This is a genomic window from Vibrio sp. OPT46 (genome assembly GCF_015163535.1).
Classification (GTDB): Bacteria; Pseudomonadota; Gammaproteobacteria; order Enterobacterales; family Vibrionaceae; genus Vibrio; species Vibrio alginolyticus.
Window position 1 is genome coordinate 10,215 of the sequence record NZ_JADDYG010000648.1, and the last position, 852, is coordinate 11,066.

At 40.6% G+C, this 852-nt stretch carries 1 protein-coding gene; it reads right to left on the reverse strand.

What is annotated here, in order from left to right; genetic code table 11:
* On the reverse strand, positions 1 to 536 hold a 536-nt coding region (locus IQR33_RS24080; RefSeq protein ID WP_193844133.1), incomplete at its 3' end, for a PAS domain-containing protein.
* Positions 537 to 852: the final 316 nt, after the last annotated feature.

The window sequence follows — 852 nt, forward strand, 5'->3', positions numbered from 1 at the left end:
CAGGTACTGAATATATGAGTTTTAAGCCCAACCAGATCTCGGTTTTGATAGCCCATTTGTAACTCAAAGGCACGGTTACAACCTAAGATGCGCGTATCTTCATCGGCAACTAAAACGCCTACATTTGGCAAATCAAAAATCGTTTCGAGAATTTTCGCTAACTCCTCGCAACCAGTGATTGTTAATTGTGGAATGATAGTGCCTTGGATAATGCGCTTATTGAGCCTTTCAAAACTAATAGTAACGTGCACTAAGTTAACGTTTTTTAGCATCATGCAACAAGAAAACCGCCCCCGTCCGCCAAAGAGTTCCACTTCTAGAATTCGTTGTTTTAGCGTTTCTTGTTGCCCCATCAGCATATGATCAAACAAGTTATTTAGGCTGGTTACTGGCGTACTTATCCCAAATGCCTTTGCCATTCCTTGCTGATCACATTCGAACTCGCGAGTATCAATATCGTAAGACCACTCTATAACAGGAGTTAGACTGGAAGTCGTTTGCATTTTTGGATGCACTGTTGTCGTAGATTCACTCATACCCTAGCCCCTTTTTTTGTAATTAGCCCAAGGCTCAAAATTCACAGTCAATTCGCGACATTCCAGTTGGGACCTGCCGATCCTCTTTATAGATGGATTGTGTCAACGATAAGCCTATCGACTTAGAACTATTTCCAGAGCAGCTCAGCCTTTTGCATTTAATATGCACTAATTTGATTATAGGCTTTACCCCATATAAGCACACCATTGCTTATGCTTTGTATTAAGATTGCGACATTTTTCATGAACCGATCTATAACCATGAGGCTTTCAAGGTGAAATTAGACAGAAAATCGCCGATAGAGCATTGATATTT